Here is a 24,391-nt window from a genome sequence, read left to right on the forward strand (position 1 = left end):
TCTAGACACATAGCTAAGTACGCATCATACAACATAATCAATACGCATCTAGACACATAGCTAAGTACGCATCATACAACATATTAGAGCTGCTGGACACTTTATTTGGTAAGGGATACAGTGAAAATACGAACGGATTCGCCTCTAGGGTTGCAGTCATGGAGCCAATGCTATTTTGGGCAAAGAAAAACTCCCGACTCCAACCATAGAGGGGAACCGGGAAGCAGTAATTCATTACATGACCATTATGACCTCAAATCGTGAAACTCTGGAAACGCTGCGTGTAGCGAAAGAATTTGCTGATATGTATGGCGTAGAACGGCTGGATTATCTGATGAAATTTGCTGAGATTGCTCAAAATCCTCCGGAAAGCAAACAATCTCCTGCAAATGCTAACGCTGACCAAATCCTGCAGGCGGTGGAAGCTGTCGGAATAGAACTTAATCCTTGGCTAGAGGATTTAATTATAAGTTCCAGTGTTGAAGTGGTTTGGGATGCGATCGCAGTGCTGAAGGCATATCGTCAGCGAGGAATGCTAGTGCGGAACCCCGAAGGGCTACTGGTTGAGGCTATCCGAAATCGATGGAAGCCCGATCTAGCTGCATAAAATTATCCTCCATTCATCTCATCCATCTACTCCGAATGGTATTAACTATCGGGGATTGAGGCAAACGACTATCCAGGTTAATTGTCTGGGTAGTCGCTGGTTTGCCTAGACAATCTCAAACTCTAGCTGATGACTTCCCTGAAAGTTATGGGTGAAATGATCAACTACATTGGTATCGCTGAGTTCAAGATTGTAGAAATCTACAAATTCATGCTCAAAATATGGCCCAGCGTGCCAAGTTCCGACTTCTAACTTGATAAAGCAATTCCCTGGAATGCGGAAAGCTGTAATGTCTTCTAATGCCGGTTCGTCAGTATTATTATTTGGGGGCGCAACCGCGATTAACCAGTCTTTCCCTTCCAGCGAACCTAGACATTGAGTGCATTGGACATGGCGCGTAATTTGGTGAAACTTGCGACCTTTGTGGTGCAGCCGCATAATGTAAAACCGGGGAATTCCATTTTGCAGGTTTAACTGCGCTTCTTCAGAATCATAAAGTTTGCCGTCAACACTTGCAGAGATTACTTGACCATAACGCCGAAAATTTTCTGGTGTTATCAATTCTGCCGGTAATTGTTGCACTGTTTGTGATGGATTCATATCAAATTTGCTTGTATTTTTATCATTTTATCGGCTATTTTAATCCGAAAAAACTAACCAAATTACCCACAAACTGGAAGTCTGGGGCTATACAAACTAAGTCCGCCTACGCGGACTCAATTCAGCCTGGGTCGGCAGGCTTTGTTTGTGTAGCCGCGATTTCAATCGCCAGGTATTTTGCTTATTCAGTTTTGGTTTTGTATGGAATAATTGAAGCTTGTTTTTCCCCATCGCTTGGTCTTGTATACCACCAAGCCCAAGCGATTAAGACTGCTTGGAAGGGAAGTCTGACGGCTTGGAACCAAGGTGAGCTTGGGATAGGATTGAGGTCGATGTGATTCACTGCCATGTTGATATTGGCAGGGAAAACAAAGATAAAAAGAGCAAGCAGTCCCCAAGCAGCCGCATGACTTACGGGAGGAACTAATAATCCAATCCCACCCAGGATTTCAAAAAAGCCGCTGATATAAACCAGTTCCAGAGGGTAAGGAAGTTGCGACGGCACGAGTTTAACAAATGGTGCTGGGATGGCAAAGTGCGCTATGCCGACGCCGATGATACACACACACAGAATCACTCGCAACAGTTCTTTGTTCTTTTTGATGTATTCCATCTCACCCTATACAGACTAACGATTAGAATCTGCTGACAAATTTTGTCGCTTCTTCAGTTTATTCAGTTTGATGTTACTTTGTTTTCAGCCAACAGTTGGAAAAATAGACTGGCGTTAGCATAGCGATCGCATCCCGGAATCGCGCAAAATTAAGACTATCTATCTGAGGGCGATCGCATGATGGAATATAGTCGGCGCAAATTTCTCCTGTACGGTTCAGCTACCTTGGGTACCAGTCTGTTGCTGAAGGCTTGCAATGGCAGTCCTACCCCAACAGAAACAGCAGCTAGCGGGGATACTTCTGCTAAAACGGGTAAGGATTTAAAAGTTGCCATCGTTTTGCCAGGGATTATCACAGATAAAGCTTGGAACCAGGCTGGCTATGAAGGCGTGACAACTGCTAAAGAACAGCTAGGAGTTGAAATTGCTCACGTTGAGAAGGTGGAACAAGCGGATCAGGCAGAAGCTTTGTCAGATTTTGCGCGTCGTGGCTACAACTTAGTGTATGCCCACGGGGGACAATTTGATGCGGCGATTGAGCAGGTAGCAGCGCAATTTCCGAAGACGTTTTTTGTCGGTGTCAATGGTACGGTGAAAGGCGATAACATGGCGTCTTTGCGAATCGATCATTTGCAAACCAGTTATCTGTGCGGCATCATAGGTGCCTTGATGACAAAATCAAATAAAATGGCTTATCTAGCGGCTCAATCTTTTCAAGCAACTGATGAAGAATTGCGGGGATTAGAGTTAGGCGCGAAGTCTGTTAAACCAGATATTAAAATCGCTGCCAGTTATACGGGCGATTGGAATGATGCGGCTAAGGCGAAGGAAGCGACGCAAGCGTTGATTTCTTCAGGCGTTGATGTGATTTATCAGTGGCTGGATAATGCTTCTCCTGCGGTGCTGCAAACCGCCGCTGAGAAGGGAGTTTTTGCTTTCGGCAATACCACAGATCAACTGGATGTTGCGCCAAAGGCAGTATTAACCAGTGCGGTGAAGCGAATTGACTTAGCGATCGCATACTTAGCCGATCTTGCTGTGAAAGGCCATCTAAAAGGTGAGATTTATACAATTGGTTTGGAAAATCCTGAGATTCTCTATCTTGGTAAATTTGGGGCAATGGTGCCAAAAAATGTAGAGGAAAAAGCACTTAATACGAAGCAGGCAATATTAGCTAAGAAAGTTACATTTGAGGCGTGTAAAGAGGGGGGAAAGGATACTCGGTGTGTGAAGCAAGCTTAATTCAGTTGATATCTCTTCGCTTATCACCCGTCGGGGAATCAATTCCCCGGCGGTATATTGGCTAAGCCAATTAGCAAAAAATATTAAAAATGACTTATTTACGTCTTGAAGGTATTACCAAACGCTTTGGCACCTTTATCGCTAATAACAACATAAATTTGAGCGTTAGTTGCGGATCTATTCATGCTCTGCTGGGCGAAAACGGAGCTGGTAAAACTACTTTGATGAATATCCTTTGCGGACTTTATCAGCCAGATTCCGGTCAAATCTACTTGCAAGATAATCTAGTGCAAATTGCTTCAGCAAGTGATGCGATCGCGCAGGGGATTGGTATGATTCACCAGCATTTTATGTTGGTGCCGCAACTGTCAGTAACCGAAAATATTATTCTTGGAACTAGCTTCGATTGGCGGCTAGATATAAAAGAGAAAGCGCAGGCGATCGCGCAACTCGCTCAATCTTATGGTTTAGAAGTAAATCCATTAGCAAAAGTGGGAGATTTACCTGTAGGAGTTCAGCAACGGGTAGAAATTCTCAAGGCACTTTACCGCAAGGCAAAGTTGCTGATACTTGACGAACCAACAGCGGTATTAACGCCGCCAGAAGTAAAAATATTAGCTGCTATTTTACGCCAACTGGCTGATGATGGACACACAATTATTTTTATCAGTCATAAGCTAGAAGAGGTGATGAATCTTTGCGATAGTGTCACGGTGTTGCGGCGGGGTGCGGTAGTTACGACCACTACAACCGCAGATACTAACACTCAAGAATTAGCCCGATTGATGGTAGGTAGAGAAGTCTTATTTCAACTGAATAAATCTGCTCGTTACTCTGGTGAAGTAGTGTTAGAAGTGCAGAAGTTACAGGTGCAGGATGAGCGGAATTTGCTGGTTGTAAAAGATGTATCTTTTGAACTCCACGCAGGCGAAATACTAGGAGTTGCGGGTGTTGATGGCAATGGACAGCGAGAGTTGGCAGATGCGATCGCCTCTTTACGTCCTGTAACTGCGGGAACCATCCGGAGATCCCCCTCTAACTCCCCCTTCAAAAGGGGGAGGACAGGAAGAATTACAGCTTATATTCCAGAGGATAGGCAGAAAATGGGTTTGGTGATGGGATTTAGCATTGCTAGAAACCTGATTCTCAAAGTTTTTAACTTTCTGCCATTTTGCCGCCGCTGGTTACTCCAGGATGAGGTAATGAATCATCATGCGGCTGAGGCAATGCAAAACTTTGATATTCGCGCCGAAAATCCCTCGATTAAAGTTAGCCAATTATCCGGCGGTAATCAACAAAAAGTGGTGTTAGCACGAGAACTTTCTGGCAATCCAGCCTTGATTGTGGCGATGCAACCGACACGCGGTTTAGATGTGGGTGCGACAGAATATGTGCAGCAACGCTTATTAGCTGAACGAGAACGAGGTGCGGCAATTTTATATATTTCGACAGAATTAGAAGAGATTATGGCAATGAGCGATCGCATTGCCGTCATGTATGAAGGACAATTCGTTGATATCTTGGATGCTGCCACTGCCACGGTGGAACAAATTGGTTATTTAATGACTGGTGGCATCTCGGCGAGTGTTGAAGGGTAGCGATCGCGATCGCTGTTATGTACGATTGAGAAAAAACTATTTGGAGGTCAATTTATGGCTACCCTTCACCTGCAAAACGTACCCGATGATTTGTATGAAAAGCTACAACAACTCGCTGCATCTCATAATCGCTCAATTGATGCACAAGTCATTACTCTGTTAGAAAGCGCCTTGCCAACCGAGACAAAGCCACCCCAAGACAACGCACCCAAAAAGTCTGTAAAAGAACTCTTGGCTGACATCAATCGCCGTCGAGAGTTGTTGCCTACCGATCTTGGACTACCTGATAGTACCACCTTACTTAGAGAAGACCGCGACAGATGACAACTCCTCTCCGGTGCGTTGTGGATGCAAGTGTGAATATCAAGCAATTTATTCCAGATCCACTATCCCGCAAAGTAGTAGGACTGTTTGCTCACCTTGCCTATCCTCAGACGGAATTCTATGTGCCTGATTTGTTTTATATCGAATCGGCTAACATTATCTGGAAGTATGTCCGCGCAGGACGTTACGATGCTGCTCTGGCTCAGAGAAATTTAGCCGATCTTAAAGCTTTTCCGTTGCAGGTTGTCTCCACTGCTGATTTGATGGAGGAGGCTGTTAATATTGCCTTTGCTTGTGGAATTTCTGCTTATGATGCGAGTTATGTTGCCCTTTCTCAACAAGTTAGTGCTACGCTACTGACTCTCGATGAGAAGTTGGTGAGGGCTGTAGCTGCTACGTCTTATGATGTTCGCTCGTTTCATGATTTTACAATTCCACCTTTGCCCTCACTGTAGCTTTTAAAAAAGCAAAGCCTCAATCAACTTATGAGTATCTTTAAGTTGCATTGCAGTGGCGTACTAATGTCAATTCATTAATATCTTAGTTGAAAGTTGTGTCAACAGCGATAGTTCTTTCTCAAGTATCTTCTAAAGTGTTGGAGAAGCTAAAAGAAAATCCTTATGCATATGATGTATTTTTTGAGGCAATAACCATATCTGATCCCAATGATTGGCAAGAATTTAAGTCTGTTTTTTACCACCAGGACTTTGACGAATTTAAAGCCGATGTTCCTCGCCTTTTGGCTGAGGGTAAAAATAGATGGTTATATCTTGGGGAGAATTGGCAACTAATCCAATTTTATCTTACAGCTACTTGTGGAGAAGAAGATTTAATTTTCCCAAATAGTTATAGCAAGGATGAAAATGATTTACTTCGAGTTAATGCTGTCACAAGTGTGAATTACCTGAAATATGAAAGGTATATAAGATACTTTACTGTTGATGAAGTCAAGGAGGTAGCAGAAGAATTATCGAGAGTTGCACAAGAAAATGATAGGGAAAGACTAAGAAAAATATGTCAAAAAGCTAAAGTAAATTTTCGGGAAAGAGAATATGAAGATTGGCTTGAATATACTGATTTGTTTAACGAATTGATAGATTATTACAAAGATGCTGCCGAAAAAGAAAATGCAATGTTAATATCTATTGGTTGATGGTGTTAATAGGTAGTAGGTAAAAATTAAACAATAACCCGCAATGACGAAAATTAATGGGATTCAATCCGTTATATTGCCAATTTTATCGCCGCTGGTAGCGATCGCAATCAGTTAATATAGTACAAAATTACTAAATTGCGTTTCTAAGGAATAGCCAACTATGGGCATAGAAGCAAAGTTCAAACAAGTATCTCCATACCTGCTGGAAAAGCTAAAAAAATATCCTGACTTTGCACAATTGTTTTTTGATGCAAAATACCTGCCTGACTCACCTTTGTGGCAAAAGTTTACAATTAATTCAGATGATCCTGACGATGTTGAGTTGTTTGACGAGTACTCAAATTTTGCGGCAAAGACGTTGCAGAAATTAGCGGTAGAGACGTTGCAGAAATTAAAGGAGGAAAAGCCAGAGGAATTTGAGAAGCTTAAAGCAGATATACCTGTGATTATTGAAGAAGGGAAAGCTGAATATTTTGACGCTGATAAAACATGGCGTGAAATACACTTTTTACTCACAGGATATGATTACTCGGTTCGTCTCAACTTTTTAGTAGGAGAGAATGAGGAGGATGGTCTGCCTTCAATCAATGCTGTTTTAAGTGGAAACGAAATAGAACACGAGGCAACATACGGGTTGGTAAGATATTTGACGGCTGATGAAGTTAAGCAAGTAGCAGAGGCGTTATCAAAATATTCCCATGCAATGATTAAGGAAAGGTTGAAATTTAGAGGATGGCAAGAAGATTATTTCGATCATTTATTCGATTATAAGTACTATCCGCTTGTGAGATATTACCAAGATGCTGCTGAGAAGGGAAATGCAATGTTTCTCTACTTAAGTTAGATGATTTTATGCAAACTAATCGGATTCAACCTGTACTGCTGCCAATTTTATCGCCCCTAGTAGCGATCGCATCCGCCCTCATCGTCGGCGCTATTCTTATCTTGCTGGCAAAGGCGAATCCCATCACCGCCTACAGCATTCTATTTAAAGAATCTCTCGCAGACTACTACGGCTTTGCCAATACCATTGCAAAAACCGCACCGTTGCTGTTAGCGAGTTTGGGGGTGCTGGTGCCGTTGAAGGCGGGTTTATTTAATATTGGCGCAGAAGGGCAGATTTACCTGGGGGGACTCGGTAGCGCCTTGGTGGGGTTGTATCTACAAGGATTACCCCCATTAATTCACGTACCGCTGGCGCTGCTGGGGGGATTTCTTTTAGGGTCAATTTGGGGATTAATTCCCGGTTATCTGAAAGCGGTGCGCGGTGTAAATGAGGTGATTACCACGCTGCTACTCAATTATGTGGCGCTGAACTTTGTCGGATATCTGGTGAATAATCCTTTGAAGGCACCAGGTGCGCCGAGTGCCTATTCTCCTTTAATCGCAGAATCCGCCCGATTACCGATTATTTTGCCCCAAACTCAAGCTCATGCGGGGATTTTTATCGGATTACTCGCTACAGGATTATTGTGGGTATTGCTGACGCGATCGCCTTTAGGATACCAAATCGAAGCCGTCGGACAAAATCCCATAGCCGCCCGTTACGCCGGGATGTCGGTAGAACGCACTATCATCGCTGTGATGGCATTTGCTGGAGGATTAGCAGGATTAGCAGGTGCGGGTGAAGTCATGGGGCTGAAATATCGGCTATTCGACCGTTTTTCACCCGGCTATGGATTTGACGCGATCGCGATCGCACTCCTGAGTCGCGGTAATCTTGCCAGTATCGTCCTCACTTCCCTATTCTTCGGTATCCTCCGCAGCGGCGCAAACGTCATGCAACGCAGCGCAAACGTTCCCGTTACCGTCGTTTACGCCATTCAGGGTTTAACCGTTTTATTTATTGCGATTAGTTTTGCAGTTGAACGTCAAATGAAGCTCAAGACTTAATTTTTAATTATCTGTAAACCGGCAGCGTGAAGTGAAAAATACTGCCCTTATCGAGATTTGAGTCTACCCAAATCTGCCCATAATGCGCCCGAATAATCCGCTGGCATAAGCCAAGACCAATCCCATACCCATCTCTTGCTTTGTCTCGCTCTAGGCGATAGCGATCTTCAAAGATACGCTCTTGATTCTCCGCAGGGATACCAAAACCCGTGTCGCCAACGCTCACCTGAATTTTCTGAGTCGTGCGGTGCAGCATTGCAACTTGAATCCTGCCACCTTCCGGCGTGTACTTAATCGCGTTATCCAGAAGGTTGACTATCACTTGGCGCACCCGTTCTTCATCCGCATAGACATAGGGCAAATCCTGGGGAATATCGGTTTCCAAAGATTGAGATTTCCCCTGACACCGAGCTTTCAGTGAATTAATGACCTCATGACAAAGTGCCCCCAAGTCTAACTTATGCGGTTGAATATGCAATTGGGCACTCGTACCCCTGGCGGCTTGCAGAATATCTGCGATCATCCGATCCATCGCGCGGATCTGGCTACGAGCCTGCTTGCTTAACTGCTCGGTCAGTGCTGGTGTTAGCTTGGCGTGTCTGTTGCTATTGTTTGTATTTAAGCTTAATTCCAAGGTTTCCATTGCCAGAGAGGCGGCTGTTAGGGGACTCCGCAGGTCGTGAGCTAACATGGCGAGTACCCGGTCTTTGAACTGTAGCTGCTCCAGCAGTTCTTCTTTTTCTTTCTTGAGGCGAAAAATTTCGTCAGACAGTTGAATCAGTTCTGCGGAATGAGCAACAGACCGAATCGCTAAATTTTCTGTCGCAGTGGTCGGTAAATCTGTCTCCCGTTCCCGTGCTAAAGTCTCCTGGTATTCTTCAGCACACAGTTGCCAGCGAGGCCAACAATTCTTTAGTTGAGCGATCAAATTACTCCCAGCGAGCGTCTGTCGGGGTTCTGGATGAATCTTGATCAAGGCTGGGGTTGCCACCAGTTTAAAGTGTTCGGCTAAATACGGCTGCTCCCCCACCTCGACCATCTGAAGTTCAAAAGGAACCTCAGTCTTTAAGCTCTCCAGATACGTTTGGATTTGCTGGATCTGTTTACGCGAACCCGGACGCTCATCGACAAACAGCAGTAACTGTAGCGACGCTTCAGAATGGGTAGGTTTTTCAAGAGCTGCCTTTATGTAATCTGGTTTCAGCACTGGGAACCAACCGATGACACTTTAATTCTTAGGGGTATTGACTGAGAGTGGACGAGATGTGAAGATCCGCTTTCAATTTAATATCTATTTAACATTTATAAACGATTGTGAGTGATGTTGTTGAAATTACACAAGCAGCCAGCGTTACGGATGGTGATCGGTACAGCGATCGCATTTTTTTTATTGGTGCTCATTTTCACCCTACATCGGCACTTCACCTTTTATTCCTCCTACGATCAAGGCATTTTTAATCAAGTCTTCTGGAACGGCATTCACGGTCGCTTCTTTCAGAGTTCCCTTTCTTCGCAGCTTTCTACCAACGTCGTCCACAATGGCGAAGTCCCAGAAGTTTTTTATCACCGCTTAGGGCAACACTTCACCCCAGCCCTTTTGCTGTGGCTACCCTTGTATGCCCTGTTTCCGTCACCCGCAACTCTCACTGTTTTGCAAGTTACGCTCGTAACCGCTGCCGGTTTGGTTCTATACGTTCTCGCTCGACAGCATCTGGAACCGGGGATTTCTGCCCTAATTACCATCAGCTTTTACGGCGCTAATGCCGTTCTTGGCCCTACCTTAGCTAATTTCCACGATATTTGCCAAATTCCCCTCTTTACCTTTGGATTGCTCCTGGCAATGGAAAAGCGCTGGTGGTGGCTATTTTGGGTGCTGGCGGTTTTGATTCTGGCGGTTCGGGAAGATTCGGGTGTGAGTCTGTTTAGTATCGGGTTTTACATGATCCTGAGCAAACGCTATCCCAGAGCAGGTCTTGCCGTCTGTACCCTGAGCTTTGCTTACATGATTGTCCTCACCAATCTGATCATGCCGCTGTTTTCCGAGGATATTTCTCAGCGGTTTATGATGGAGCGGTTTGGGCAGTATGCGGATGGCGAAGAAGCTTCTACCCTGGAAATTATCTGGGGAATGGTGAGCAACCCTTGGCGGCTCATCGTCGAGCTGTTTTCACCCTTCTTTGGCACGATTAAGTATTTACTAGGTCAATGGTTGCCCCTGGCTTTTGTGCCAGCGATTTCTCCGGCTTCTTGGATGGTTGCGGGATTTCCTCTGTTGAAACTTTTATTAGGGAAGGGACAGTCGGTTCTCGCCATTAATATTCGCTATGCGATGACAATCGTGCCGGGGTTATTTTACGGGGCGATTCTCTGGTGGGCAGGGCAAAGCGACTTTAGAATCTGGATAAGAGATTTTAAATGGGGGCGAAAAGCTCAGACATCAGAGAGGGGTGAGGCTGAGGTTGCAGATAATTATCCCAAATCGGTTTCGCCGTCGTTTCGGCGTTTTTGGATCGTCTGTCTCTGCCTTTCAATATTTTTTACGCTCACTTCTAACCCCAATCGAACTTTTTACTTCCTGATCCCAGATTCTATTCAGCCTTTGGTTTATGTCCCCGCAACACGGCAGTGGGAACACGTTAGCCAAGTTCGCCCTTTATTGGCTCAGATTCCGCCTGACGCCAGTGTAGCGACTACGACCCATCTCGTTCCCCATCTTTCGGGTCGCCGCGAAATCATCCGCTTTCCTTCTTTGCAACTCCGCAATGATGCTGGTGAAGTGGTGAATGTGGATTACATTATTGCTGATTTGTGGCAAGCGCAGCAGTATCAAGTTGCGTTCAATGAAGAACGCGGATTATTGCAACAGAGTGTTCCCACGATCGATCGGCTGTCCGGTAGTGGGGAGTATGGCATCATTGACTTCAAAGATGGCGTTATTTTGATGCAAAAAGGAGTTGCCTCGAATGAGCAAGCGATCGCAAGGTGGCAGGCATTTCGCCAACAGATTTCCCCAACTTAAATTCGTCTTTTGTCGCATCTAGCGACAGACTAAGCGATCGCACGCACCGAGTCATTCCATATCATCCCAGCAACATCCGCATTCCCACGGAAGTCAGCGATGTTCCCAAATGGCAATATAGATTGCACATAATGCCGTCTTTTTCACATTCTTTTCCACAATGAAACTGATGGTCAAGCGCATCAGTAGTAGGGGGATTAATTAATTTAAGGGTTATTGTGGAAAAACCGGATAAGCAATTGAAGTGTCTTTTAAAGTTTATTGGGGGCAAACTTCGGTATTGAAATGTTTATTCGTCAGCGCATTAAGAGCTAGCGGTAGGATGAAGACGATTGAGGGATAGAGCCAGAAAAGCCATAAACTTAAGGCTTCACATTTCAAAATTTATTTTTTTCTTACTTTTGACTCGATTAACTGTTTAGCCCTCAAATAAAAGCAACAATAGAAATAGATTGAGTGTCTATCTCTGCTCAGAGTTAAAAGATTATTTAAATCGATAAGACCCTTCTTGTCCCAAGGAGGCGACTATAATTTTTAGAACTATGCCGATTTGTAGCGATTTGTAACTGATATGGGGAGATTGGGGAAATGAAGATTTTAGTCTTGACTTGGGAATTTCCGCCGCGCATTGTCGGGGGAATTGCCCGCCATGTAGGGGAGTTATATCCAGAACTGATAAAACTGGGGCATGAAGTCCACTTGCTGACAGTGGAATTTGGTCACGCGCCGCTGTACGAGGTGGTAGATGGTGTCCACGTGCATCGGGTGCCAGTCGGTTACGGTTATGACTTCTTTCACTGGGTCGTGAATTTGAACCAGAGCATGGGGATTCACGGCGGTAAGCTGATGATGGAAGATGGCCCATTTGATTTGATCCATGCCCACGATTGGCTGGTGGGAGATGCCGCGATCGCTCTCAAGCACAATTTTAAAGTGCCGCTGATTACGACGATTCACGCCACCGAATTTGGTCGTTACAACGGCATCTACAACGACGACCACCGCTACATTAGCGGCAAAGAAAAACTTCTCGCCTATAACTCTTGGCGGATTATTGTTTGTACCAACTATATGCGCCAAGAAGGAGAACGAGCGCTAGAAACTCCTTGGGACAAAATGGATGTGATTTACAATGGCATCCGACCGGAAAAGAAACCGCGTTGGCACGAGTTTGATGCGTTGAACTTCCGTCGCCAGTTTGCCGATGATCGGGAGAAAATTGTCTACTATGTGGGTCGAATGTCCTACGAAAAAGGCGTTTCCGTGTTGTTGAATGCTGCCCCGAAAGTCCTTTGGGAAATGGGGGGCAATGTCAAATTTGTGATTATTGGCGGCGGCAATACTGACCCCCTGAAGCAGCAAGCTTGGAATTTAGGCATTTGGGACGACTGCTATTTCACGGGCTTTATGTCGGATGCCGACCTAGATAAATTCCAAACGGTTGCCGACTGCGCTGTATTTCCCAGCCTCTACGAACCTTTTGGCATTGTTGCCTTAGAAAGCTTTGCCGCCCGCGTGCCCGTTGTAGTATCAGACACAGGGGGCTTACCAGAAGTCGTGCAACACACGAAGACTGGGGTTGTTACCCAGACGAACAACTGGGATTCTCTTGCCTGGGGCATCTTAGAAGTGCTAAAAAATCCGGGTTACGCCCAGTGGCTTGTTGACAACGCTTATGAAGATTTAGAGCGTCGGTTCAGCTGGTCGAAGATAGCCAAACAAACTGAAGCAGTTTATCAAAGAGTCGTGCAAGAGCGATCGCATATTCACTGGCCTTAATCAAAGGTTAAAGGATATTCTGCGTTCCCAAGCTGAATCTGAAACCAGAAATTGGAGACTCTGCATCAGGACTATCGCGAAAATTCATCAATTCCAGCCATCCGCAGCTGACCCGCTTGATTTGCCTGCCAGACTCTACCGCTTGTCACATCTAGGCAAGTCAGCCAACCTTCACCATAAACCCAGGTATCGATACAGATAGCGTGACCGAGATTGACCGGCACGCCACTTCTTTGACTGGTATGTCCACAAATCATCGTTTTACCGGAAAAGTGGGGCGCAGGGTTGTTAAACCGTTCCCAGAACAACATAAACTCAGGTTGTTCAGATAGAGGCAGGTCAGGATAGGCGTTGGCGTGTACAAAAAAGTGAGTGTCTATTTCGTGCCATTTCACGCACGCATTTTTTACAAAATCCCAATGGATATGGGGGATATTTGACAGGTCATACTCATTGCTATCTGGCGAGTATGAATCTAAGGTCTTGTCACCTCCCCCGCAGTACACCCATCTGTGCATTTCTTTGCTGCTAGTATGAGCTTTCAGCATCATCACTTCGTGATTGCCGAGTAAAGCCACCAGTTGTCCGGTGTCATGCAGTGCAATCAGCCGGTTAATTATCCCTTTGGAATCTGGCCCGCGATCTACATAGTCGCCCAGAGTGACTAATTGATCCTCTGGCTGCAACTTCACGGCGGCAAGCAGCGTATCAAACGCTATCGAACAGCCGTGAATGTCGCCAATGGCAAGAATTCGCACTATGCAATCAATCCTTCAGGAGCAGCTGACGGCGGTGAGCATGCAACATCTGAAACTCGCGCCCCGTCACTTGCTCTAGCATGAAGACGATATGCTCCGGTTTCAGCACAGTTCCATCGTTTTGGCAACTGCCTAAATAGCGCAGAACAACAGAAGACTTTTCCTCCCGCAGTTCCCCGCTTTCTTCGCGTTCTACAGCGCTAACGCTAGGGCGTCTTCGGGCTTTGTTAACTTCCAATTCAAACAAGCGATCGCGCAGATTTGTCTGTTTCTTCTTCCCAGACTTCGTCGTTTGCTCAATTAAAATGCTCTCACTGGCTTTAATCGCCTCTACCCAGCCTTCCCACTCCTCTGGTAAAGCCGACTCAACCGCTGCTACCGTAATCAAATACTCCGCTTTTTCCAACAACTGAGTCGCCGAAGGAGCCTTCAAATCAACTTCTGCCACCCGGTAAACGGGCATATCAGACGGCAACTGGGCAGCTAACTTCTCCTGGAACGTCGCCACATCCATCGCCTGGGTTAGCTCAAAGTCCACAATTTCACCTTCACTGGTTGATCCCAGTGACAGCGCACTCGCTGGAGAAATGCGGGGACTGGGATGAAACCCGCCCGTAAAAGCAACTGGCAATGCCGCCCGACGCACAGCACGGTCAAACAGGCGCACCAAATCTAGATGACTTACCAGCGCCATATCGCCCAGCTTCCCCAACCAAACCCGCAACCGCTGCACCCTATCTGTATTCGGCGTGAAGTGTCCGGCAAATTCTGGAATCGGCAGCGGCTTGATGACAATATTGTGCCCAAAGTCAGTTCCGCAAATGCCACAGTGAGAACAGCCTTCAAAGGAACAATCCGGCACTATCGCAGCTTCTAAAGCCCGTTTCAGGTCAGTGATTAGCCAGTTCTTATCAATTCCCGTATCAATATGATCCCAAGGCAACGGCGCATCGAATTGGGGATTGGGAATTGGGGAGTGGGAATCATCAATGGGTAGCTGTTGATTCCGATTCTCCATCCAGTTCCATTCGCCATTCTCGACAAGGCGATATTTCCAGGTTAAGCCAGATTCTGCGATCGCTTCTCCCCAAGCAGCAAAAGCCCGTTCCACACTATCAAACCAGGCATCCATCCCCGCACCCAGTTCCCAAGCGCGACGCAGCACTGATGCCAGACGCCTATCGCCCCGTCCAATAAAATCTTCCATCGCCGAAAGTCTCACATCGGTGAAGTTTACCTTCACCCCCCTCATCCCGCGAAACTCGTCGCGGAGAAGTTTCTGCTTCTGTTGAAACTCAGTTGTAGAGACAGAGTGCCACTGAAAAGGCGTGTGAGGCTTCGGCGTAAAGTTAGAAATCGTCAGGTTGAAATGCAGACGCTTTCTGCCTTCTGTGCGACATTCTTGGTGTAGCCAACGGAGAGTTTCGGCAATGCCGATCACATCTACATCCGTCTCTCCAGGCAGACCAATCATAAAATACAGCTTAATTTTTTCCCAACCCTGCTCGTAGGCGGTTTTCACTCCCCGCAGCAATTCTGCGTTCGTCAACCCCTTATTGATAATGTCCCGCATTCGCTGGGTTCCAGCTTCCGGCGCGAAAGTCAGTCCACTTTGCCGCGTCCCGCCGAGAATATTGGCAATATCTTCATCAAATCGGTCTACCCGTTGACTGGGTAAAGAGAGGGAAATATTTTCATCTTTGAGGCGATTTTTGATTTCCATCCCCACCGCCGGTAGAGATAGGTAATCCGAACAACTCAAGGAGAGTAGGGAAAACTCGTTATATCCCGTCGCCCGCATTCCCTTTTCAATTGCCTCTACGACTTCCTGCGGTTCCACATCCCGCGCCGGACGAGTCAGCATTCCTGGCTGGCAGAAGCGGCAACCGCGAGTACAGCCGCGCCGCACTTCAATGGTCAGTCGGTCGTGGACTGTCTCCACATAAGGCACTAGCCCGATGGAATAAGCTGGCAAGGGGGCAGCAACTCGCCGTAAAATCCGCTGGGGTACATCCGGGCGATTGGGATGGACTGAGCCATCTTCTGCCATGTCGTAGAACTGTGGCACATATACGCCGGGTACTTGTGCCAAATTCAGCAATAGTTGTTCTCGACTGAGGTGAGCTTTTTTGGCTTTTTCCACTACCCAGCCAATTTCTGGTAGCACTTCCTCGCCATCTCCCAGAGCCAAGAAATCGAAAAAGTCTGCGTAAGGTTCGGGATTCGAGGTTGCGGTCTGTCCCCCAGCAAAAATCAGGGGATAATTCCAGAGAAAATCTTCACTTTCCCCTGCGTCTGTGCTGGTGAGCCTTTCTCGCCACGTCAGAGGAATCCCGGCCAAATCAAGCATTTCCAGGATATTGGTGGCTCCTAGCTCGTAGCTGAGACTAAAGCCCAAAATGTCAAAATCTGTAAGACTTCGCCGCGACTCCACGGCAAATAGGGGCGTCTGTGTTTCTCGGAGTTTCGCCGCTAAATCTGGGGCTGGTAAATATGCGCGATCGCACAGTTGCCCCAACTGAGCATTCAATATGTTGTAGAGAATAATATGCCCAAGATTCGATGCACCCACTTCATAGATTTCTGGGTATGTCAGAACCCAGCGTACCGCCGCCGCTTCCCAAGGTTTGTGGACGGCTCCTAGCTCGTTTCCTAAATAACGAGCTGGTTTCTGTATCTCTGCTGTAAGTAGTTTCTCGACTGCGATCGCCACTGCAAAACGCTCCCCTGCTTCCAGTGCCTCAGATTCAACCCTAGCACCAATTCAGGTTTAGCACTCAGCAACAGCGCTTAACTTCTCAGTTTTTCCTTCAAAAGTATTTGCTCGTTCCTATACTCCAATATTTGCTTCTAAGGCGGCAGGACTTTCAAAAATTTCAAATACTCCGTCAAGTTGAGCCAGTTCAAAAATCATCCGAATGGAGGCTGAAACCGAAGAGAGGCTGAACCGCCGTCCTAGACTGTGTGCTAAACGGTGGGCTGAAACAAGCGCCATCAAGCCAGCACTATCCAGGAACTCTACTTGTGCCATATCAACTAGCACAATGGATTGATCGGGAGAGGAAACAGCTTCTGTCAATTGACCTTGAAACTCAACCGCATTCGATGCATTGATGTGACCTTGGGGGCGAATAACTGCAACGTTGGGGCGAACTAGCGTATTTTGCATGACAATATCCTGTTTCAACTCTAAACAAAACTTTGTGTAATAGCTTCGACAATAAACGGTAAATATGATATTGGCTACCCCCTTTTAGGTAATTTGCTAAATCTTCATTAGTTACCTCCTTTTATATAAAGTTTTCAATAAGATTTAGTGAAATAGTGTTCCTTAATACGGACTTTCTAGAAGTTCTACATTAAGAAAAACTCAATATCTGTCTTTTCAACTTGCTGCATCTAACCAAAGACAGATGTATCCTTTGTATAATCCTATGCGAAGCGCATTTCTGCAAGGCAGGGGCTAAGGTCTTCAAACAGACATCCGTTGCGATTCTTCCCGCCATGAAAGCTCATCAGCGATAATATTATTGCTATTAAACATCAACTCCGAAGCCTCATGGAGTTGTCAGAAATTATTTAAAAAATCAGCGGTAATTGCGGCGAACCTCACAGTGATTTAGATCACCTTGAAGTCTAGTTTTAGATCACTGGCTCATCTATATATTCAACTGATAATTTTTAAGTGCGGGGTTCTATCGGTTTTTATGAGAACTACATACGCGATTCGTCAACTGGTAGAAAAAGCTCTCTATATTAAGAAATTAACTCCAGATATAGAGAACGAAATAAACTATGAATTGACCAGAATGGGTCACATTTCTGACGTTGATTATGAGGCACTGGAATTACTCATGTCAGAAATGGATGCCGGTCGAATTCAACTTGTGCCGAGTGCATAAGTAAAATCAAAAATCAAAGGCAGATTTAGTCGATGGCACGAGACAATACTTGTGCCTTTGGAATCTTTTTAGATCAATCTCTTATCCCTTTGACTCACCTGGCGGTAAACTGTCTAATTGTTGGCAATTCAACGGGCAGCGATCATTGCCTATCAAACTTCGGAAGAACTTCCAGGGGTGATTTTAGGCTATCAAAACCGCCGCAACATCATCGTCGAAGGATTACAAGCCCAAGCCTTAGAATGGTCTATTGAGCCTCCCAAAGCAACTCTCTATATTTGGGTACCCGTTCCCAAAGGTTATACTTTAACGGAATTTGTCACCCTGTTACTGGAGAAATGCGGTCTGATTGTGCCCCTGGAAACGGGTATGATACTGTTGAGGAAGGCTTGCTGATTGCTCTCACCGTGGTAGATGAACGGATGCGCGAAACGATTCAACGGGTGAGAGATGCCGGAATTCGCTACGAAGCCTGAAAATCACTCTGATTAGCTTGCCAAACTTGGTGGACAAACCAACTGAGTTGCCGATGGGCGTCTGAGGCGTCCGCTGTCGCATCTGGGGCGTCCAGTTGCATTAACAAGGGAATCACCTCGGTATCCAGTGCTGGTCGAAACAACGTTACAGGCCATACTAGATCGGCACCCTGACGCAAATCGTACAGCGTTGGTAACACGTTGCCACTATTGTCTGGAACGATAGTAAGCATCAAAGGACGCACCCAACATATTTGCCGCGAATCGACAACTTGTATCACGTCAGCGTACAGGCAAGTATTTTCATGGTCTAAACAAACAATCTGACAAGGCTGAAAGTTAGGAGTGGAATTGTTTGAGGCTTGCTTCACAATCAGGAATGAGGAATGGCTAACGCGAGTTGTTTCTTTATTGTACGAAGTTGGTTGGCTGCCCTCAGAAGTCCCAGCGATTAGAAATCGCGGCTATACAGAAGAAACCCGACGAAAGCGAGAAAAGATGAGCGATCGCTTCTGATGATAATAGATAGATGTTTATATTCTTGCCACAAGAGAGACGACTAGACTACATCTGTGTAATCTCCGTATCTCACGGCTAATCTATGGAACCTGTAACACTGACAGTTGCTGTAACGCTGCAATGCTGCAACTGCGATCGCTTCAAAATACAATACAAACAACTTAGGATTGAATCAGCCGTTATGGAAGAACTATTAGACCTTAAAAACTTGCTGTTAAAAGGTGATATCCAAGGCTCGTTAGCGATTGTAGAAGAACTTGAAGAAATGAGCCGCAACGATATAGTTAAGACGATTCGTAGTTATGCAGTGATTTTCCTGCTGCATCTAATTAAACAGCAAGTTGAAAATCGCACGACTCGTTCTTGGGAAGTCTCGACTCGCAATTCTGTTCGGGAAATTCAGAGGGAAAATAAGTGTCGTAAAGCAGGAGGTTATTATCTAAGTCCAGAAGAGTTGCTTGAAACTTTAGAAGAAGCCTACTTGAATGCTATTGATGAAGCTTCGCTAGAGTTAGAAGAAGGGCATTATGAACTAGAAGAATTAGAACAACTAATTAATAAAAAAGAGCTTCTGAATCATGCCTTGGTATTAATCACACCGCCAGCATGAAGTCATCTACAAGTCATGATGATACTAAAAATTTTATAAAAAAGAATCGCCCACTCTTCCCTCTTCTCTTTGCGTCCTTTGCGTCTTTGCGGTTCGTAAATCGGATTAGAAATTTCTAAGCCTGCCGCAGGGCGTCGATAATTTGGACGTTCGCTTTGGGAAAGGGAAACTGGTCGATTTCGTCTAATGTCACCCAGCGGATTTCGTCGGATTCGATGGGTTGGGGAATGCCTGTGAGGTGGCGACAGTGATGGACGTTGAGGGTGACGCGGAAGTGAGTATAAGTGTGGTCAATGGTGATGAGATGCTTACCCACTTCAATTTCAATCCCCAATTCCTCCTGAATTTCGCGTTTAATACACTCTTCAATGGTTTCACCCGGCTCTAATTTGCCACCAGGAAATTCCCAAAGACCACCTAGAAGACCGTTCTGGGGCCTGCGATCGATTAAAATTTCTTTCTGGTCGTTCCAGATAACGGCAACGCCAATGTTTTTGTGGGGGATGGGGGAGGAGGTTTCGCGCATAGGTAAAGTTGACTGAATATTCAAATTGTATGCGCGACAGTGGAACATCCAGGGACATCTGTTGCAGGCTGGGTTGTGGGGAGTGCAGATAGTGGCTCCCAAATCCATCAGCGCCTGATTAAAATCTCTGGGCTGTTGGGGGTCGAGAAGGCTCTCTGAGAGCTGCCAGAGCGGTTTTGTTGCTTTTGTTGGTGGCACTGGCAATGCTACCAGCCGCGCTAAAACCCGCTTGACGTTGCCATCTAGAATCGCTACGGGTTGATTGAAGGCGGCGCTGAGGATGCCTCCGGCGGTGGTGCGTCCAATCCCGGCTAAAGCTAAAACGTCTGATAGGTTGGTAGGAAAAATTCCGTTGTGACGCTGGATAATTTCCTGAGATGCTTTGTGCAGATTACGGGCGCGGGCGTAGTAACCGAGTCCTTGCCAAGTTTTGAGGACTTGCTGCAAATCAGCGGCGGCGAGGGTTTCAATGGTGGGAAATTGCGCTAACCACCGCTGGTAGTAAGGAATAACGGTTTTTACCTGGGTCTGCTGGAGCATGATTTCCGATACCCAGATGGCGTAGGGGTCGGGGTGGTGACGCCAGGGGAGGTCTCGACCGTTTTGGGAGTACCAGGCTAGAAGCGATCGCCTAAACTCCAAAATAGCAGAACTCGGCAGACTGACTTCCCAGCCTACCGAGCCATTTTGTTGCTGCAATTGCAATACACTCATCGCATCATCGCAATTGGCACTGATGCCGCTCAATGTCCCTATTCATCATCAGATACGTTGACTTCAGCAGCACCTGTCAAGGCATTTTCAAAGGTCATTCTTTGTTCGGCGTTCCGCAAGAAATAGCCGCTAATCATCGCCGAAGCCAGCATACGCCCTAAATTTTCACGATTGGTGGTGATTGTAACCCCAAAATGTTCTGGTGGTAGGTGCCCTAATAGCCCGACAATATTGCGTTCCATTACCTGAAATACTTCCTGAGACGAGGGTTTGGAAAGCTGGGTAATCGTCTCTGGACTCATGGATTGGACGTATTGCCAAAGCAAGTTGCCGCCTTCCGACTCACTTTCAAAGAACTCTGAGACTCGATTTGACGGGTTGTTCACTTGGTTTCTCCGTACTTTCTAGAGGCAGCTACTCTCAGATCCTTGTACCCGGAAAGATCGCTGCTCACTACTTGACTTGTTCTATCGATCGACTCGGAAACTAGCTCCGAGAGTTGTAAATCCTTCTAATACCCTTAATTTAGCAGGCTCCTTCGGGGGTCACAGTGGGCAGAACCGAACTTTAAACGGCGGATTCTTTTACCTTTATTAAGTGATGAGGACTGTTAGGTACACTAACAGTCCTCAAGTAGAGCACCGCTACGCGAATCCTCTTGTTAGCTAGCCGCAATATATTCCCGCATATCGGCTTTGCGCTTGCGAAGCTTGGAGAGGGCTTCCCGTTCGATTTGCCGGACTCGTTCCCGACTGATGTTGAGAAGTTCGCCAATTTTTGCCAGCGTCATGGCTTGTCCATCAGCTAAACCAAACCGCAGTGCTAATACCTCGCGTTGTTGAGGCGTTAAGTCTGACATTAGTTTTTCTAAGTCAACTTGGAGGGAAGACTGAGTCGCGAAGTCTTCTGGGGAAGGGCCGGTATCTTCCAGCAGTTCTACCAGTTCTGTATCCTGATTATCTCCGACGCGCAGATCCAAGGAAAGGGGCTGTCGCGCCCGTTCTAGGTACTCCCGAACTTGCTTGGGGGTCAATTCTAGTTCGGCGGCTAGTTCGCCGACTGTAGCCGCTCGTCCCAGGTTTTGAGCAAGTTGGCGCTGAGCTTTCTTAATTTTGTTGAGTTTTTCGGTGATGTGAATGGGGAGGCGAATGGTGCGACCTTTTTCTGCGATCGCGCGAGTAATCGCCTGCCGAATCCACCAATAAGCATAAGTGGAAAATCGGTAGCCTTTGGTGGGATCAAATTTTTCGACGCCCCGCTGCATTCCCATTGTGCCTTCCTGGATCAAGTCCAAGAGGTCTACGTTACGTTTGATGTACTTTTTGGCAACCGAGACGACGAGCCGCAAGTTGGCTTCGACCATCTTGCGCTTGGCGATTTCACCCGCTGCGATCGCCTGCTGTAATTCTTTCTCTGACAACCCAGTTGAAGAAGCCCACGCCTCATCGGTTGGCTCTTGTCCTAACTGCAACAAGAGGGAATTTTTTGCTTCCTGCAAGGTGGCTAAGCGCTGTACTTGTTTTCCATAAAGGATTTCCTGCTCATGAGTAAGCAGGGGAACGCGCCCAATTTCTCGCAAGTAAGCACGGACGGTATCTGTAGAGGTCTGAGCAGTTTTCATAGCGCTGAGTCTTGAATCAGAGCGATAATTTAGAGCGATCGCAATTGTAAACTATTGTATCCTTTCTGAAAGAAGTAGTGTCTATCCCAAGAGGGGGGTTCCTGTGCCTTTTCCTTCAACATCAGCTATTAAAAAGGTACCCACGAATCCATCGGATAATTGCATCTTGAGAAACAAAATGAGAAAAATCTTGCAGATGCTTACTGAAACTCAGTGACATTGGCACGGGGGGGTAGAACGATGCTCGCGGCACCTGGGTCTCCAGAAAAAGGCATCGCGAAACGTTTGAGAAATTACTCTCATCGGTGAGGGATGCGGCGGTATTACATTATTGCATCAGGTCTGAGAGCGAGATGCCGAAAAATAGGGATTTTCTTAAGCAAACGGATGGTCTTTGGGGGGCAAAGTCCAAGAAAAGGCGGCAATGGCAATTTGAGCAGAATCGTGGCTGTGTTCAGAATTGGCTTTGCAGAGTAGATTCAATGGGCAGCCGCCTCAAGCGATCGCCTCGTACCCTATTGATTACAGATTTTGGATTATAGAAAACTTGCAGCGATCGCGTACAGCCCTTTGGGCATGAAAACAGCGAAGCGAGGCGTTAGCCTAGCGCTGAAAGAGTCAGTTCGCGTTTTTGCCTAGTCGCCGCCTAGTCGCCACAGACAACATTTTATTTGTAGCCACCTGAAAGTGGCATAGTATTAGGCTTGCTCTTTGCTCGTTATCCTCTAAACCCATGACTCAAACCGTCTGGATTGCAAGACACGCCAACCGCCTCGACTTCGTGAACCCCGACTGGTTTTTAACCGCCGAACGTCCCTACGATCCACCCCTGTCTAAGGATGGCGTGGAACAAGCCAAACAACTCGCGCAGCGCCTGAAGGGAGAAAAGATTGCCCATATTTTTGCCTCGCCCTTCCTGCGAACAGTACAAACGGCGCACCAAGTTGCACAAGTGCTGAATTTACCCATCAAACTTGAGTCTGGCTTAAGCGAATGGTTAAATCCTCACTGGATGCCAGCCATGCCAGAAAGATTGTCAATCGAAGCATTACACGAGCAATTTCCCCAAATTGACCTCAGTTACACTTCTCGCGTAATCGCGAATTATCCCGAAACTGGGGAAGAAGTACTAGAACGCTCTGGGGAAGTCGCAAGACGTCTTGCTGCTGAGTTTTCAGAAGATATTTTGTTAGTCGGTCATGGTGCATCGGTGCTGGGTGCCACCCTCGGCATCAGGGGGGGTACAGCTGAAACTGAAGTAAATGCGGCACTGTGTTGTTTGGTTAAGCTGGTGCGCGATGGTGAAGAATGGGTGATGGAACTCAATGGGGATGTCTCCCACTTGAGTCAAACTGAAAAAGTCATCCGGTTTAATTAAGGTTATGGGATTGTTACTAGCAGGGGATATCGGGGGTACTAAGACAATTCTGCGCTTAGTCGAGGCGTCTGATTCTGGGGCATCATTGCAGACTCTGCATGAGGCGACTTTCCCCAGCGGCAACTTTCCCGATTTAGTGCCAATGGTGCGGCAGTTTTTGACGGCGGCGGCTGGAGAACTCGGCGAGACGCCGAAGCCGGAAAAAGCGTGTTTTGCGATCGCAGGTCCCGTTGTCAACAACACCTCTATCCTGACAAATCTATCTTGGTCGCTTGATAGCAAACGGCTGGAGCAACAATTGGGAATCGCTGCGGTTAGTTTAATTAACGATTTCGCCGCTGTTGGCTATGGTGTCCTGGGTTTAGCTGAATCAGACTTGTACACTTTGCAAACTGGCAAGCATCAGGAAGACGCTCCTATGGGCGTGATTGGTGCGGGTACCGGCTTGGGACAAGGATTTTTAATCCGCTCAGCATCCAACATTTATCAGGTTTTCCCTTCGGAAGGCGGACACGCTGACTTTGCACCTCGCTCGGAGTTAGAATTTCAACTGTTGAAATATTTGCTCGATAAGCACAATATTCAGCGAATTTCAGTCGAGCGAGTAGTTTCCGGTCTAGGCATCGTCTCAATTTACCAGTTCCTAAGAGATCGGAAAATTGCTGAGGAATCGTCAGAAATTGGGCAGATTATTAAAACATGGGAACAAGAGATCGGGCAGAAAGACAAGACGATCGATCCCGCCGCGATTATTGGCAAAGCTGCTCTAGAAAAGCGCGATCGCTTGTGCGAACAAACGATGCAAATCTTCGTGGAAGCTTACGGTGCCGAAGCTGGGAATCTTGCCATCAAACTATTACCTTATGGCGGTCTTTACGTTGCTGGTGGCATCGCTGCCAAAATTCTGCCGTTGATTCAAGAAGGCAGTTTCCTCCATGCCTTTCTGAACAAAGGTCGCGTGAGTCCGTTACTCGAAAGAATACCAGTGCATATTGTGCTAAATCCGCGAGTGGGACTGATTGGAGCCGCCGTCTGTGCTGCTAGATTGTAGCCAGT

General features: G+C 46.5%; 26 protein-coding genes and 1 pseudogene. 17 read left to right on the plus strand and 10 right to left on the minus strand.

The genetic code is table 11. The annotated features are described in order from the left end of the window. The first annotated feature begins 247 nt into the window (after positions 1-247). The gene (locus H6H02_RS09230; protein ID WP_190816843.1) at positions 248-607 is read left to right on the plus strand and encodes a hypothetical protein; all 360 of its coding nucleotides are present in this window, start codon (positions 248-250) and stop codon (positions 605-607) included. A 105-nt stretch (positions 608-712) separates the two neighbouring features. Here the strand turns inward: H6H02_RS09230 and H6H02_RS09235 are convergent, their stop codons facing one another. Continuing rightward, entirely contained in the window at positions 713-1,207 is a 495-nt protein-coding gene (locus tag H6H02_RS09235; protein ID WP_190816845.1) for an ureidoglycolate lyase, read from the minus strand. Positions 1,208-1,388: 181 nt separating this feature from the next. Beyond that, positions 1,389-1,811: a DoxX family protein gene (locus H6H02_RS09240; RefSeq protein WP_190817075.1), complete on the minus strand. Its 423-nt coding sequence runs from the start codon at positions 1,809-1,811 to the stop codon at positions 1,389-1,391. Between the two features lie 186 nt (positions 1,812-1,997). Between H6H02_RS09240 and H6H02_RS09245 the strand changes: the two genes are divergently transcribed. The 7 genes from H6H02_RS09245 (at position 1,998) to H6H02_RS09275 (ending at position 8,033) form a co-directional block, all read left to right on the plus strand. Further along, entirely contained in the window at positions 1,998-3,062 is a 1,065-nt protein-coding gene (locus tag H6H02_RS09245; protein ID WP_190816847.1) for a BMP family protein, read from the plus strand. A gap of 89 nt (positions 3,063-3,151) precedes the next feature. After that, positions 3,152-4,660: an ABC transporter ATP-binding protein gene (locus tag H6H02_RS09250; RefSeq protein WP_190816849.1), complete on the plus strand. Its 1,509-nt coding sequence runs from the start codon at positions 3,152-3,154 to the stop codon at positions 4,658-4,660. A 54-nt stretch (positions 4,661-4,714) separates the two neighbouring features. After that, the gene (locus tag H6H02_RS09255; protein WP_190816851.1) at positions 4,715-4,984 is read left to right on the plus strand and encodes a hypothetical protein; all 270 of its coding nucleotides are present in this window, start codon (positions 4,715-4,717) and stop codon (positions 4,982-4,984) included. Next, positions 4,981-5,439, plus strand: coding sequence for a type II toxin-antitoxin system VapC family toxin (locus H6H02_RS09260; protein WP_190816853.1), 459 nt, complete (start codon positions 4,981-4,983; stop codon positions 5,437-5,439). Before H6H02_RS09255 ends, H6H02_RS09260 begins: the two co-directional genes overlap by 4 nt. 98 nt (positions 5,440-5,537) lie before the next feature. Continuing rightward, entirely contained in the window at positions 5,538-6,137 is a 600-nt protein-coding gene (locus H6H02_RS09265) for a DUF1877 family protein (protein ID WP_190816855.1), read from the plus strand. A 163-nt stretch (positions 6,138-6,300) separates the two neighbouring features. Continuing rightward, complete coding sequence (locus H6H02_RS09270) at positions 6,301-6,984, plus strand: DUF1877 family protein (protein ID WP_190816857.1); 684 nt, start codon at positions 6,301-6,303, stop codon at positions 6,982-6,984. Between the two features lie 8 nt (positions 6,985-6,992). After that, entirely contained in the window at positions 6,993-8,033 is a 1,041-nt protein-coding gene (locus H6H02_RS09275) for an ABC transporter permease (protein WP_190816859.1), read from the plus strand. A gap of 7 nt (positions 8,034-8,040) precedes the next feature. Here H6H02_RS09275 and H6H02_RS09280 read toward each other — a convergent pair whose 3' ends face one another. Next, positions 8,041-9,240 carry a histidine kinase gene (locus H6H02_RS09280; protein ID WP_190816861.1) on the minus strand — a complete coding sequence of 400 codons (1,200 nt, stop codon included), beginning with the start codon at positions 9,238-9,240 and terminating at the stop codon, positions 8,041-8,043. 114 nt (positions 9,241-9,354) lie between these two features. Here H6H02_RS09280 and H6H02_RS09285 point away from each other — a divergent pair, with 114 nt between their 5' ends. Together H6H02_RS09285 and H6H02_RS09290 are read left to right on the plus strand one after the other, a co-directional pair. Next, entirely contained in the window at positions 9,355-11,052 is a 1,698-nt protein-coding gene (locus H6H02_RS09285) for a DUF2079 domain-containing protein (RefSeq protein WP_190816863.1), read from the plus strand. A gap of 588 nt (positions 11,053-11,640) precedes the next feature. After that, positions 11,641-12,831, plus strand: a complete 1,191-nt coding sequence (locus H6H02_RS09290; protein WP_190816865.1) for a glycosyltransferase family 4 protein — start codon at positions 11,641-11,643, stop codon at positions 12,829-12,831. Positions 12,832-12,902: 71 nt separating this feature from the next. Here H6H02_RS09290 and H6H02_RS09295 read toward each other — a convergent pair whose 3' ends face one another. The 3 genes from H6H02_RS09295 to H6H02_RS09305 form a co-directional block, all read right to left on the minus strand. After that, the gene (locus H6H02_RS09295) at positions 12,903-13,589 is read right to left on the minus strand and encodes a metallophosphoesterase (protein ID WP_190816867.1); all 687 of its coding nucleotides are present in this window, start codon (positions 13,587-13,589) and stop codon (positions 12,903-12,905) included. Between the two features lie 7 nt (positions 13,590-13,596). Then, positions 13,597-16,302 carry a TIGR03960 family B12-binding radical SAM protein gene (locus H6H02_RS09300; RefSeq protein WP_190816869.1) on the minus strand — a complete coding sequence of 902 codons (2,706 nt, stop codon included), beginning with the start codon at positions 16,300-16,302 and terminating at the stop codon, positions 13,597-13,599. A 117-nt stretch (positions 16,303-16,419) separates the two neighbouring features. After that, complete coding sequence (locus H6H02_RS09305; RefSeq protein WP_190816871.1) at positions 16,420-16,758, minus strand: STAS domain-containing protein; 339 nt, start codon at positions 16,756-16,758, stop codon at positions 16,420-16,422. A gap of 538 nt (positions 16,759-17,296) precedes the next feature. Between H6H02_RS09305 and H6H02_RS09310 the strand changes: the two genes are divergently transcribed. After that, positions 17,297-17,491 (plus strand): hypothetical protein, encoded by a 195-nt coding sequence (locus tag H6H02_RS09310; protein ID WP_190412161.1) that lies wholly within the window; start codon positions 17,297-17,299, stop codon positions 17,489-17,491. Between the two features lie 123 nt (positions 17,492-17,614). Next, a pseudogene (locus H6H02_RS09315) lies at positions 17,615-17,967 on the plus strand (aminotransferase class I/II-fold pyridoxal phosphate-dependent enzyme); the annotation flags it as partial. Here H6H02_RS09315 and H6H02_RS09320 read toward each other — a convergent pair. After that, the gene (locus H6H02_RS09320) at positions 17,955-18,248 is read right to left on the minus strand and encodes a hypothetical protein (protein WP_347342590.1); all 294 of its coding nucleotides are present in this window, start codon (positions 18,246-18,248) and stop codon (positions 17,955-17,957) included. The pseudogene H6H02_RS09315 and the gene H6H02_RS09320 overlap by 13 nt on opposite strands. Positions 18,249-18,312: 64 nt before the next feature. Between H6H02_RS09320 and H6H02_RS09325 the strand changes: the two genes are divergently transcribed. Both H6H02_RS09325 and H6H02_RS09330 read left to right on the plus strand, forming a co-directional pair. Beyond that, the gene (locus H6H02_RS09325) at positions 18,313-18,483 is read left to right on the plus strand and encodes a hypothetical protein (RefSeq protein ID WP_190817108.1); all 171 of its coding nucleotides are present in this window, start codon (positions 18,313-18,315) and stop codon (positions 18,481-18,483) included. Between the two features lie 184 nt (positions 18,484-18,667). Then, entirely contained in the window at positions 18,668-19,096 is a 429-nt protein-coding gene (locus tag H6H02_RS09330; RefSeq protein WP_190817077.1) for a DUF29 family protein, read from the plus strand. Positions 19,097-19,211: 115 nt separating this feature from the next. Here the strand turns inward: H6H02_RS09330 and mutY are convergent, their stop codons facing one another. From mutY to H6H02_RS09345, 3 genes are all read right to left on the minus strand, one after another. Beyond that, positions 19,212-20,336: an A/G-specific adenine glycosylase gene (gene mutY / locus H6H02_RS09335; RefSeq protein WP_190816877.1), complete on the minus strand. Its 1,125-nt coding sequence runs from the start codon at positions 20,334-20,336 to the stop codon at positions 19,212-19,214. A 38-nt stretch (positions 20,337-20,374) separates the two neighbouring features. After that, the gene (locus tag H6H02_RS09340) at positions 20,375-20,722 is read right to left on the minus strand and encodes a DUF760 domain-containing protein (RefSeq protein WP_190816879.1); all 348 of its coding nucleotides are present in this window, start codon (positions 20,720-20,722) and stop codon (positions 20,375-20,377) included. A 275-nt stretch (positions 20,723-20,997) separates the two neighbouring features. Beyond that, a complete protein-coding gene (locus H6H02_RS09345; protein ID WP_190816881.1) occupies positions 20,998-21,957 on the minus strand; it encodes an RNA polymerase sigma factor, RpoD/SigA family in 960 nt (319 codons plus the stop codon). 353 nt (positions 21,958-22,310) lie between these two features. Here H6H02_RS09345 and H6H02_RS09350 point away from each other — a divergent pair, with 353 nt between their 5' ends. The 3 genes from H6H02_RS09350 to H6H02_RS09360 all read left to right on the plus strand — a co-directional run bounded on the left by H6H02_RS09350 (position 22,311) and on the right by H6H02_RS09360 (position 24,386). Next, on the plus strand, positions 22,311-22,499 hold the full coding sequence (locus tag H6H02_RS09350; protein WP_190816883.1) for a hypothetical protein: 189 nt from the start codon (positions 22,311-22,313) through the stop codon (positions 22,497-22,499). 191 nt (positions 22,500-22,690) lie between these two features. Continuing rightward, on the plus strand, positions 22,691-23,335 hold the full coding sequence (locus tag H6H02_RS09355) for a histidine phosphatase family protein (protein ID WP_190816885.1): 645 nt from the start codon (positions 22,691-22,693) through the stop codon (positions 23,333-23,335). Between the two features lie 4 nt (positions 23,336-23,339). Further along, the gene (locus H6H02_RS09360) at positions 23,340-24,386 is read left to right on the plus strand and encodes a glucokinase (protein WP_190816887.1); all 1,047 of its coding nucleotides are present in this window, start codon (positions 23,340-23,342) and stop codon (positions 24,384-24,386) included. Positions 24,387-24,391: the final 5 nt, after the last annotated feature.

This window comes from Coleofasciculus sp. FACHB-1120 (genome assembly GCF_014698845.1).
Lineage (GTDB): Bacteria > Cyanobacteriota > Cyanobacteriia > Cyanobacteriales > FACHB-T130 > FACHB-T130.

Excerpts from the sequence above, each read along its gene's own strand:
- H6H02_RS09310 (WP_190412161.1), top strand. The coding sequence starts at position 17,297 with ATGAGAACTACATACGCGATTCGTCAACTGGTAGAAAAAGCTCTCTAT.
- H6H02_RS09255 (WP_190816851.1), top strand. The coding sequence starts at position 4,715 with ATGGCTACCCTTCACCTGCAAAACGTACCCGATGATTTGTATGAAAAG.
- H6H02_RS09270 (WP_190816857.1), top strand. The coding sequence starts at position 6,301 with ATGGGCATAGAAGCAAAGTTCAAACAAGTATCTCCATACCTGCTGGAA.
- H6H02_RS09350 (WP_190816883.1), top strand. The coding sequence starts at position 22,311 with ATGCCGAAAAATAGGGATTTTCTTAAGCAAACGGATGGTCTTTGGGGG.
- H6H02_RS09305 (WP_190816871.1), bottom strand. The coding sequence starts at position 16,758 with ATGCAAAATACGCTAGTTCGCCCCAACGTTGCAGTTATTCGCCCCCAA.
- H6H02_RS09235 (WP_190816845.1), bottom strand. The coding sequence starts at position 1,207 with ATGAATCCATCACAAACAGTGCAACAATTACCGGCAGAATTGATAACA.
- H6H02_RS09345 (WP_190816881.1), bottom strand. The coding sequence starts at position 21,957 with ATGAAAACTGCTCAGACCTCTACAGATACCGTCCGTGCTTACTTGCGA.
- H6H02_RS09330 (WP_190817077.1), top strand. The coding sequence starts at position 18,668 with ATGGAAGAACTATTAGACCTTAAAAACTTGCTGTTAAAAGGTGATATC.
- H6H02_RS09260 (WP_190816853.1), top strand. The coding sequence starts at position 4,981 with ATGACAACTCCTCTCCGGTGCGTTGTGGATGCAAGTGTGAATATCAAG.
- H6H02_RS09355 (WP_190816885.1), top strand. The coding sequence starts at position 22,691 with ATGACTCAAACCGTCTGGATTGCAAGACACGCCAACCGCCTCGACTTC.
- mutY (WP_190816877.1), bottom strand. The coding sequence starts at position 20,336 with ATGAGTGTATTGCAATTGCAGCAACAAAATGGCTCGGTAGGCTGGGAA.
- H6H02_RS09285 (WP_190816863.1), top strand. The coding sequence starts at position 9,355 with ATGTTGTTGAAATTACACAAGCAGCCAGCGTTACGGATGGTGATCGGT.
- H6H02_RS09230 (WP_190816843.1), top strand. The coding sequence starts at position 248 with ATGACCTCAAATCGTGAAACTCTGGAAACGCTGCGTGTAGCGAAAGAA.
- H6H02_RS09360 (WP_190816887.1), top strand. The coding sequence starts at position 23,340 with ATGGGATTGTTACTAGCAGGGGATATCGGGGGTACTAAGACAATTCTG.
- H6H02_RS09290 (WP_190816865.1), top strand. The coding sequence starts at position 11,641 with ATGAAGATTTTAGTCTTGACTTGGGAATTTCCGCCGCGCATTGTCGGG.
- H6H02_RS09275 (WP_190816859.1), top strand. The coding sequence starts at position 6,993 with ATGCAAACTAATCGGATTCAACCTGTACTGCTGCCAATTTTATCGCCC.
- H6H02_RS09250 (WP_190816849.1), top strand. The coding sequence starts at position 3,152 with ATGACTTATTTACGTCTTGAAGGTATTACCAAACGCTTTGGCACCTTT.
- H6H02_RS09245 (WP_190816847.1), top strand. The coding sequence starts at position 1,998 with ATGATGGAATATAGTCGGCGCAAATTTCTCCTGTACGGTTCAGCTACC.